Consider the following 10,891-nt stretch of genomic DNA (forward strand, 5'->3'; position numbering starts at 1 on the left):
TGGTTGAGAGTTCTTTAACCTACGTTTATGGCTAGAGTACCATTTGAAGTAATTTGAGCGATCGCACAATTCCCCAGTAAAGTGTTAACACTGGCGATCGCAATACCTAACAGAGTGCCCCAACCAATCAAACCTAAACCGGACATTGCACGCCTCCACCAATAGCACCAGTATTAAAATAATTCGTAATTCGTAATTCGTAATAGAGCCTCCGGCACGCACTCGCGTTCGTAATTAAGTTTTGTAATGGGGATTTTACCCCAACACAAAACTTACCGGTTATAGAACCGGGGGACTTAAACCCACGGAACTAGTTAAAGTTTAGCGTTTGGACTTTCAACGCTTACTTAACAGAAATACTTAATTTTTATTAAAAATATCTAGATTTGTAAAACAACTATTTTTGTTGCATTTGTTTACATAAACTGCATGACTCTATTGAGGTTTGTAAATATTTTGTATTTCTGCAAGGAATATTCCTTTAGACTGAATCTCAACTGAAAAATGTGGGGATAAACACAAATGCATTCGTTAAATATATTTTGTCACGAATTTGTAGTTGCTGTTTCCTTTGTAGCTTGCATTATTGGACTGGTATTATTGTGGGACGGTAAGGAGCAAAAAAATGAGATGGAAGAAACAGAGCGGATTTTGTTTAGAATGAGCTTTACTTACTGGCTAGTTTATTGTGTAGCCTTTGGTATGGAGAAAATAGTTTTACCCGACTGGGAATCTGTACTCATGACTTTGAAAATAACTACGGCTCTGTCATATTTCTTAACTTTTTCTTGCATTGTTAGTCTGCCACTACACAAATTTGCAGTACACCGTGTTGAGGAATAATTATTGGGGATGATTAAGATTTCATCGCGCTCGCTAATGCCGTTTCCAGTTCTGACTGAGCCAAAGGGGTTAAAATAAACACCTCTTGTACCGTCTTCCCCTGCCGTGCAATTACTTTATAGCCGCCGCGAATTGGTACTGAGACACGCAGTTGCATTTTTGGACAATGACCTTTTGACCGCCCAATCACTCCCGGCGTCACGGTTTGGATGCCATTGTGCTGACAAAGACGTTCTAAAATGGGAATAAGGCCAGAAAGGTGTGTCGAGTGATTCCAAACCAGTCTGGCAGCTTTTTGGGAAGCTGCCCGGAGGGGATCTACGGTGGGTTTGCCCATGATGATTAAGCTGCTTCTAGAGGTGCCAGTGTCAAACCTGCTCGGCGCAGCTGCTGATGATAAAGTTCCGCAGGTTCTTGGGGACCGACCCAGACGATCGCTTGACCTTCATAGTGTACCTGATTAGTCAGATCCCACGCGCGATCGCCAGTCATTCCCGGAATATATTTCATCAAACATTCAGCCACATGTTGGAATGTATTAAAATCATCATTTAATACAATCACTTTGTAATTTGGATACGGCTTGTTGATAACTTGATTAGACCGTTCAGGAGCTATAGTTGGTGCTGTGGCCATCTCGTAAACATCTGCTGAAAGTGTCGTAACCATAGAACAATTGAGCAAGATAATTTTACAAAACTACACTATAAGTAAATAGTTTAGTCTATTGTGTGGGGAGTGGGGAGTGGGGAGTGGGGAGTGGGGAGTGGGGAGATAAGGGAGATAGGGGAGATAAGGGAGATAGGGGAGATAAGGGAGATAAGGGAGATAAGGAGATGAAGAAAGTGTTTTCCCAATGCCCAATGCCCAATGCCCCATGCCCAATGCCCCATGCCCAATGCCCAATGCCCAATGCCCAATGCCCAATGCCCTATCGCCAATTATCCCAGTTTTCGTTAAAAATAGATGTATCGGGGAAAGCGGTAGGGTTCCCATTTTGTTGCAAAAGCCGTTTGAGTGTTTCTAGTTGTGGCTCTTGTTTGGGTAAGTCATCGATTAGTTGGTAAGGTGCGATCGCATTTTGGATGGCAAAACTAGCCACAGTCCCCGCAGCTGCGCCAGATGACCATTCAAAGGAATGTACCCGATAGGCAGCAGCAGCAATATGACTAGTCGCAATGCTTTTGCCTCCTACTAATAAATTGTCAATTTTCTGGGGAATCATCGCCCTCAGAGCAATTTGGAAGGGATAAGCTTGGCCTGCACCACGTCTTTCGCCTGGACGTTCTGTGTTACCAGGGGCTTCTGGAGGACTATTCACCATGCAAGGATGGAAATCTATCGCGTAGTGACCAATACCCACAGCATCGGGAAAGATAGTAGAACGAGTCCGTCGCATTGCTTTGTCTGGTGAAACTTTACCGTCAATTACTGATACTGCTTCTAAACCTGCAAGTGCTGCTCGTAGCCTACGATACATATCTGCTGGCAGAGTTTTGGAGTAATACTCATCATTATAATTTCGGCGAGAAATATCAATTTCCCAAATACCAAAGCCTCCGGGTTGTCCCCAACTGGGGCGGCCAATGATGCGCCGTCCTTCACGCATATAAGGATATTTTGATAAGCCATGCACTGTCCCCATCGGGGAATTTAGCCCTGACAACAAGCGGTTGTTGGCTTGCTGCTGCTTTATACCCTCCCCCAGTTGGGAATCTGTAGTCCCAGCTACCAACCAGTAATAGAAAGAGAGGGCATTTTCCTCAGCTTTGCGGAGGGTTTCTGTTCGCAATCCTCCCATCCAGCCACCTGGGTTTAACTGCCCAGTACTTTCTAACTGTTGGCGACTGTAAATCAGGTTATCTTGGGCTGTTCCAGGGCGGTAATCGTTACCCCAAGTCCAGTTTTGCATGGAGATGTCTCCTGGTGTAGGAGCAGTAAAACTTACACCACCGAATTTTTCTGGTTTTCCTTTGTTTGGACTCCAAATGCGACGATAGGTAAAAACCAAATCAAAGTTAGCCAGTCGCATTAATTCATAGCTGAAATATGGGACGTATTCTAAATAAAATGGGGGCATCGTCTGCGGTTGCGGTTCCTTGGTTGCCTCCATTGCAAAAGTGTAGGTAAAACCTTGAGGGCAATATGGGTCGTTGTTGGTGCCCGAAGCAGAAGGTTCTAGGTAGGAACGGGCATCAATGCCTAATCGGTAGGGAACATCAGCAAGGGCGATAATTTCTCCGGTTTCGCTAGCGTCTACGACGTACCATTTAGGAGCATCCCCTTTCGCTGCCTTGGGGATGAAACGGAGAATAGTTTTAGTAAATCGAGATGAGTTTTCGTAGCGATAGGCATCTTCAATGATTTGAGATAAAGTAAAAGTATTGAGAGGTGGCGCGCCTTTTGCTGGTTGATGTTGGATAGCGATCGCACTATTAATTATTTTGCCATCAGCAGCGATTTCCAAATCCTTAATTACTGTGTTGGGAAACCATTGCAGCTTTCCTCTGCCGCGCTTTTCGGCATCTTTGAGCATCTGGGTCAAAATATTGTGAGCATCGCGGGGAAGAAAACAAGATTCACTTACCCAACAGTCACCGGGGTTAAGCTTACCGTATTTGCGCCCAATCCGGTTTCGCAATTCTAGGTAGCCGCGAGAATAGAATTTGAGAGCTCGCTGAGTTGGGCGTTCGTCTAATGCAGATGTCCCTTGAGCCGAAATTTGTCCTCCCAGCCAGTCAGTAATTTCCGTAAGGCAAACCGTTCGTCCTGCTAGTAATCCTTCGTAAGCTGTGGCGACGCCAGATAGTCCACCACCCACAACTAAAATTTCACAGTTGATACTTTTGTCTGGCGTTCTGGGTGGTGTGGCGTTCGTCAAAGACGTTGGTGTGGCGATCGCAAAATCAAATCCAACTAAGGTATATATTAAATTGAGACTGATCAGCGATGTCAAGCTATAAGCTACTTTGTGTCTACCCTTCATGATAAAAAAAACTGCTCCAAATCCTGTGTCACCTTGTAGAAGGTAGCATCCGAGAAATGATCATCACAAGTTTATAAGAGTAAATATATTTAAATACAATTTTTACACCTAAAATACTGAGTATGTAGGCTAAATTTACCTGAAGTTATTAAAGCAGGGTTAAAAGTGCTGATTGCTGAGTACTTTTTCCTTCATCTATGAGAAATATTGATTCAGACTTCTACACCAAGGATGCATAAGTGATCCTTTATTAGCTGTTTCCCTAAATGCATTGGATATGGTGAATGAATATTACCCATAGACCACGCTGGTGAGATTCGTAAGTAGTGTGGCACTCGGCAAAGTGATTTTAGGCTTTCTTCTGTTTTTTGAAAATCCGAACGAATGAAGAAGGGAAGCATTTCTAACATCTGCTGGTGCTTGAATGCAATATTTACACCGTATTCGTCATTTTCAGAATCAAGCATATAGAGTTCGCGTGCTGTTGGGGTATCTTGGGCTTTTTGTGTTTTTGGTAATCTTCCAATAGAGAAGTAATGGAGCAACTCAGGTACAGAGGTATCGTAAAAACCACTTAAGCGAATTAAATCTCGTGCTGGAGAATTCTCATTCCAAGCTTGTCGATTAGTGATGTATTGAGTTGTCTCATCGCCAGTGCGGAAGCGAATTATTCCCAGCAGGTTACTAAGTTGGTTATGGTCACGAGGATATAGACAAGCATGACCTGGAACGTGTTGGAAGTCTAAGATATCCCGTTTTGCAAGAAGATATTCATTTTTTAGCTGGAACCAAGCTTGACCTCCGTTTTCTTCACCACGTTCGTTACGCCATACATCGGCTTCGATTAAGACAAGGGTAGGTTTTTCGCTTACTTGCGTTAGTACATCTGCCGCAAATTTTGCAAGCTCTATTCCCTTTAACTGAACTGTTTTGTAATTGCGATCGCAGCGTACTCGTGAGAAAATCTGTCCCAGTTCAATCCCCGCCTGTGCGTAAGGAATCCAATTGTTGCGATCGGGAAATAACACATCAACTGCACCATTTGCCCGCAGACGAACAGCCAAGGCATAGTGAATATTATCTTGACCTTGATTGGTTTTTCGGCGACAAAGGGCAATTACATCTAGGTTTTGGGCGATTTCCTTTGGTATTCCTGCCCGTTCATAGACTTCTGAGGGCAGTCCATACAGTGCCCCAACCTGGCGTAGCGTTACATCTAGTACAGCATTTAAAATACGTCCTTCTGTCTTCTTGCTATAAGATGGCGATGTGTCTGTGTTTTCATCTTCTTTGTCAGATGATTTTGGTTTAACTGTTTGCACCATTTGGGAACCGATTTTTTCTAACACACAAGCTTCACGAACTACTCTATAAATGCTTTGTTTAGGATGAACTCCCTTCTTTTTCGTTTGCCCAATTTCAACGATCGCAAAACAGTAAGGCTTAGTAGTAGAGTCAATTGAAGCAATAACCTTATGTTTCAAAAAGTTGCGCCATGCATCGAGTTTCATTTGATGCTGGTTGCGTATTTGTTTATCAAACTCTTGACCATCTTTAGGTGCGAGTCCGCCTGTGTCGAGGGGTTTCAAAAGATTTGGATCATCAATCCACACAGATGATACTTTGATATGCTCTGGAAAATCTTCTCCTTCATTGAGCAGGAAAGCATCACCCAATGTCTCGCAAGTTACATCATAGGTATCTCGTTCCCGCCAGAGAATAAAAAGATGTATGGGTTTTCCTTGTAATGCCCGCTCAATAGCATCAGCAATGATAGTTTGTCTTTCTTGACGACGGTTATCTACACGCTGCTTAATTTCTTTTTCAGTCAGCTTTTCTTTTTGTTGTTTTGTAAAACTTGAAGGTTGAGAAATATATTCGTAATCGCGCATAGCCAAGGGTGTTTTTTGACCAGATGGAGCAGGAATATCAGATTGCATTGGATTATCTGATATTAAAACACCGTCTAGAAGCTCTAACACTTGAGCAACGATATCACCACGTTCCTGGAAACTAAATCCTGGTTTAATACTGTGTCCTTTTTTATGGTTTTCATGTTGATACTTATATCCTTCAGCATGAACTCAATAATATTCATCTCTATTCCAGTTAGGATGATTATCTAAATTGCCGTATCTAGCAGGGTTGCAACGAATGTTTTCGGTTGTTTCAAGGGGACGCGCTTTGAATGCAGCTAACAGATTTGGCAATTGAAATTTCCACAAATTACTATCTTCTCTTCCATTGTTCTCAATGGTAAGACGGATCAAAGTTGAATCTACTTCGTAACCAGATAAACGTTCCTCATTCATCCCCATCAGCACAGAGATGTCACGACCATAATTAGTTTCGATTAATGGCTCATGAGCATATCGTTGGCAACTTAAATGCAAAAAAATCCACGGTTTAAGCTTGCCATTTTGGTTGAATCGCCCTGCTTGAGTCTGAACGCGAAAATCTAAGCGATAGACAAAATAACCTTCCCTTTCTTTGCCATAGTCATCTGTGTACAGTGCCGGAAATGCTTGACTGACTAGGAATAGTCCAGTACGACCTGAGCCATCGCCTTGTACCTTGCGCCACTGGATTTCTTGCTCTCTTTGCCCGGAGCGAATAACACATTTTTTTTCATGCAGCAATGTTGCCAAGAAACTAGGAATGGCTTGGTATCCCAGTCCTTTTTCAGCATTGATGTTTTGAATGAGCGTTTTTGGAGTAATAGGTTGCCAATTCCAATTAGTAGGAACTATGGCCATATTTTCAAGGAAGCGATCGCAAACACTATTCACCTGATCTGCTTTCCCTTTACCATCAAATTGCTTTGTCCACTCCTGCGCCCAAATAATCACTAACTCATGTATTTGCTCAGGTGTTGGAACTCGCAACGGATTTTCAACCGTTCCCACAGCTAATGCTCGATAATCGCCTGTATCAAAGTATTCAAAGCCATGTGTCAACGTTGATGCACAGGCAAGCAATCCATTGTTTAACTGTCGATATGGTATCCAGACCTTTTTTTTACGATTAGGCGAGAGAACTTCTTCCATGCTGTTACGAAAATCCGCAACAATTTCTGCAAATGGAAACTCAAGTACCGCAATTTCCAAATCTGTAAGAGCATCTTCTGCAAGATTCATTCTGGCAGGTAAGACAATAGGAGGTTGCACGTCTTTTTTAGGCATTATGAATTCCTTTATACAAAAAATTTACCAATGCAGGTCTTCGATTCCTTCCAGTGCATCGGCTAGAGGCTTGTAAAGCGCATTTCCTACTGTGTTTTCCTCGCTGGCGTAGTCGCAGATTCGTAGAAGCATAGCAACCAGAAGACTTGTCTCTTCTGTATCTAGTTCAGATAATTCTGGATCAGCTTTCCTTGCAGCACTCTTGGGTGCCCAAGCTGCATCGACAAAATAACCACGAAATGGGACACCTCCACGCAAAAGACGACCAACGGCTTGAATAACTAACCCAGCAGTAGTTGCAGCAAGATCGAATCGTGGAAAAGCAAGTAATTCCTGATTATCACGCAGGGTTTTATAGTAAGAACGTTGCTCAACCGATCGCCAGTAACGCGCCGCTAGTTGGCGCACCTTTTCAGCACGTTGTACAATTCCGTCTCCTTGTTGCCATGCTAGAAAATCTGCTTTATCCGCCCAGTCTAAAGCGCGACGGTTCATTTCTTGGGCGATCGCTTGTGTATCATGTGGGTGTGGATATGGTCGAGTCAGAAAGTAAACAGCACCAAATGCAGCTTTACCATTTGCATTCAAAATATTGAAACCACGCCCGATCGCATTCATAGGAGCAACTAGTATCTCTCCCTTAGTTTGCCCAAAAGTTTCAATATCTGCACGATTGAGCGCACCCTTATCAGGTGGTTTGACAAATTGCTCATCAAAGTCATCCTCCGTGTAAGCGTCTATATTGTCAGGGACTAGGTGATAAACAACGTCCTGCTTACTTGACCAGCAATTGCGAATTTCGTTTGCTGCCCAACGAGCTTGATCGTATGAGTTGACTAGCAAAAGAAGGCGATCGCGATCCCTCCAGTGGTTATTTAAATCATTTTCTCCAAGGCGCTTTAATTCCCTGAGTTCCTGCCCTAGATGACCTGTACCGTTACTACCAACGAGCGATCGCGCTATTTCCTGAAACAAGCTCATTTTCTGCCGTTCGGGGCTACCAGAAATGCGGAGAGGTTGGGTCTTTTGGTTGAATTGGGGAAGAAATTTGAAGTGGCTTTGAGCGATCGCATCTCTGGCCTCCTGTTCTGGCATCAAAACACCTTGGGGATTGCCAACGTGAAAGCTGGTAGAATCTGGTAAGTAGGATGTTCCAGAAAGTGCTAGCACGTTAGGGCCACGTTGACCATTAAAATCTGTTAATAAGCGATGTAGCAGCGTCCAATATTGGTGTAAGCAAACAACGTCAGCGCATTATTGCTGCCATATCTGGATCTTTTGTCGTCATCATTTCCTCTGGAGTAATAAGTGCCAAACTGTCGTCCTGTGGGAGGCAATGGCAAAATATTCAACATTGCAGCAGGCATTCGGCGATGGGGTGAATCATCGTTGATTGATGTCGGTCTATTGTGCCATTCATAAAAGACAATTCGAGTGTGCCGATCTAAAAGGGCGATCGTCAGCGCAAATTGTAGGCGATAAGCCAATGTTTCAACAGTATCTACTGAATCTGGCTCATCCCCATTAGGTGAACGTCGTTGTTGTTGAGAACTTTGATTGCGATTCTCCAATTCTGTTTGCAGTCGCGCTAAACGCCGTTCTGTATTTGGGAAAAATTCGATAATCCAGGCTCTGCAAGCCCTGTAGATATTCTCATCTGAAGCACTTTCTCCAGTACTATTGATTTCTTGCATAAGACGTGCAAGGCGAAAGACTGGATCTCGGTTTGGATTAGATGAAGGCTGCATCCGCAGTGGATCATCCTCGTTAAGCAGTGCATCAAAATAACGCACAATTGGCTGTACAAGTCGAGCATTTGCTCGTGAAAGCGCATCGGATGTATCTGGATGTTCAAATTCTTCTAATCCAGCAAGACGACGGGCAAATTTGAACAGAAGAGAGTTAGGTGTAAAGTAACCTCGTTTGATCCAATTTCGGAGAACTTGATGTCCAACCTGTTTATCAAGTAGGGTTAGTGTTGCTGTAATTGCTTTTTGTGCATCACGTTCTGCGCCAGTCCATCGTTGTGTTGATGGGGGCATAACACGGTTAGTTTTTGAGAATTGTTCTGTTTTCACGCCAATATCATCAAAAACGCCGCTATTCCCACCGTCAGTAAGAACCACCTCCTCAGCATAAGTGTCATCAAACCACTTGATGATTGTTTCTATTTCATCAAAGACCACAAAATCTGATTGTTCGTTAACGAGTTCACCGATTTTGATCGGGCGCAACTCTAAATGACGCGGTAATCCTGCCATTGCCATCGCGCCAGGAGTTGTAATCCAAACACGGGCATTTGGCATATCACGGTAAACTTGTTGGGATGGGCATTTATCAAAGAATGGACACAAATAGGATGAACCGAGGTTTTTACGTCGCTTGCTGCGATCGCTTTTAGGCATTTTTTTGAGAGTATGACAGGGTTCAATTCCCGGTTTAAGAGCTTTGCCGTCTAGAAGTTGAATAAAATCACGCTCTTTTAGCTGACCTTGGAGAGGACAAGCTGTGCCTAGCCAACGCTCACCCCAGTGAGGCTGTCCGCGTTGCCGATGTTCCCGATAATCTTTCGAGGCTGAGAAACTCCGCAGATGTGCATCCCGTTGAGTACGCCCCAAGATTGGCACTGCTACCGGATCTTCATTCTCTGGATCGTTACAGAACCACCAGTTAATTTGGTTCGCTAGTTTAATCGCTGATTGCACATCACTAACGACTAAAGTGATGCGGCGATCGCAATGATGCCGCACAACATTAACACTAAACAACTGCGAAACCGTGGTTTTTCCAGAGGCAACCATGCCTGCAATATTTGTGAAGCCATCTAACTCAAGAATTTGCTCCTCTTGCGGAAACAGTGTTCCGTTCTGCTGAACTTTGTGGAAGTTAATTTTGCGAAAGCGATCAACCCAGTGTCCTCTAGCAGTTTGATCCCAGCCATATTGCCGTGCTAACTCTTCCTCTCGCTGATCAATCCATGCTGCATCTAACTCTAAATCTGAAATACGAAGCGAAAACGAAGTACGAGAACGAGTTGTAGCAAACCAAGGTAACGGCTGTATTTGTGCATTTCGTACCTGCTGCTGCGTAAATCTGACTGGTACTATAACCGTCTCTTCTCCTGTCTTTGCCTCAAATTGATAAGTGGTTCCGGTTTCTACCCGTTTAACTTTGCGAAGCCGGAAATCTAAATTGGTATTTAAGCAACGTTCGTACAAATCTTGATGAACTTGATGCCGGAGATTTTTGGCAGCATTAATAATATAGCTATCCCAGTTTTGCGGAGTGAATTCGTGATAGTTACGCCAATCTAGAGGAATTCTTAGATAAGAACGCAATGCTCCTAACCAGGCGAAACGGGCAGAAAATGGAACTATTTGGCGAGTGTTGGCGATCGCTCGACGTTCCATTTGATTCAAGTTCTGTAAGCGTGGATGTCTCAAAGGCATTCCACTCAAAATTGCCCAAGGTGCGGTGACTGGCTCATCATCAAGTTCCAAATACTCCATGAGAGCAAAGCCAAGCTCTACCTGAAGCAACAATTCAGCTTGAGTACGCTCCAAACCTGCTTCCTTCAACTGTTCGAGGCGGTCTTTAAACTCGGTCGGTACTTCAAATAAACTCATCTGGCTCATAGACTATTTTCCTTCCCGCAACTGCTCAATTTTATGGATAACCCTTTCTTCAAATACAGCATCACTCAAAAGCTGGGTACTGCTTGGCAGCTTTGTCGCCTGTTCACGAAGAATTTCAATATAGTCCTCTCGTTGTTGCAGACGTTGGATCTGGAGTTTAGACTAAGCCATACAAAATTACCCAGCAGGGCTGAGTTAATCAGAGACTTAGCAAAAGTATGAATAATCTTAGGTATTAAACAGCA

9 protein-coding genes are annotated in these 10,891 nt (G+C 43.6%); 1 reads left to right on the plus strand and 8 read right to left on the minus strand.

What is annotated here, in order from left to right; translation table 11 throughout:
- Positions 1 to 14: 14 nt before the first annotated feature.
- A complete protein-coding gene (locus V7L05_RS17135) occupies positions 15 to 146 on the minus strand; it encodes a hypothetical protein (RefSeq protein ID WP_335165708.1) in 132 nt (43 codons plus the stop codon).
- Between the two features lie 376 nt (positions 147 to 522).
- On the opposite strand from V7L05_RS17135, the gene V7L05_RS17140 reads away from it, so the two are divergent.
- Positions 523 to 843 (plus strand): hypothetical protein, encoded by a 321-nt coding sequence (locus V7L05_RS17140; RefSeq protein ID WP_335165710.1) that lies wholly within the window; start codon positions 523 to 525, stop codon positions 841 to 843.
- Between the two features lie 13 nt (positions 844 to 856).
- Here the strand turns inward: V7L05_RS17140 and V7L05_RS17145 are convergent, their stop codons facing one another.
- The 7 genes from V7L05_RS17145 to V7L05_RS17175 form a co-directional block, all read right to left on the minus strand.
- On the minus strand, positions 857 to 1,180 hold the full coding sequence (locus V7L05_RS17145; protein ID WP_335165711.1) for a DUF2103 domain-containing protein: 324 nt from the start codon (positions 1,178 to 1,180) through the stop codon (positions 857 to 859).
- A gap of 5 nt (positions 1,181 to 1,185) precedes the next feature.
- Complete coding sequence (clpS, locus tag V7L05_RS17150) at positions 1,186 to 1,512, minus strand: ATP-dependent Clp protease adapter ClpS (protein ID WP_335165713.1); 327 nt, start codon at positions 1,510 to 1,512, stop codon at positions 1,186 to 1,188.
- A gap of 262 nt (positions 1,513 to 1,774) precedes the next feature.
- On the minus strand, positions 1,775 to 3,829 hold the full coding sequence (locus V7L05_RS17155) for an FAD-dependent oxidoreductase (RefSeq protein WP_335165715.1): 2,055 nt from the start codon (positions 3,827 to 3,829) through the stop codon (positions 1,775 to 1,777).
- A gap of 212 nt (positions 3,830 to 4,041) precedes the next feature.
- Entirely contained in the window at positions 4,042 to 5,811 is a 1,770-nt protein-coding gene (locus V7L05_RS17160) for an RNaseH domain-containing protein (protein WP_335165716.1), read from the minus strand.
- A gap of 102 nt (positions 5,812 to 5,913) precedes the next feature.
- Positions 5,914 to 7,011, minus strand: a complete 1,098-nt coding sequence (locus V7L05_RS17165; protein WP_335165717.1) for a pPIWI_RE module domain-containing protein — start codon at positions 7,009 to 7,011, stop codon at positions 5,914 to 5,916.
- A gap of 24 nt (positions 7,012 to 7,035) precedes the next feature.
- Positions 7,036 to 8,181: a hypothetical protein gene (locus tag V7L05_RS17170; RefSeq protein ID WP_335165719.1), complete on the minus strand. Its 1,146-nt coding sequence runs from the start codon at positions 8,179 to 8,181 to the stop codon at positions 7,036 to 7,038.
- Between the two features lie 29 nt (positions 8,182 to 8,210).
- Positions 8,211 to 10,646, minus strand: coding sequence for a hypothetical protein (locus V7L05_RS17175; protein ID WP_335165720.1), 2,436 nt, complete (start codon positions 10,644 to 10,646; stop codon positions 8,211 to 8,213).
- Positions 10,647 to 10,891: the final 245 nt, after the last annotated feature.

The sequence above is a fragment of the Nostoc sp. genome, from assembly GCF_036917755.1.
Classification (GTDB): Bacteria; Cyanobacteriota; Cyanobacteriia; order Cyanobacteriales; family Nostocaceae; genus Nostoc.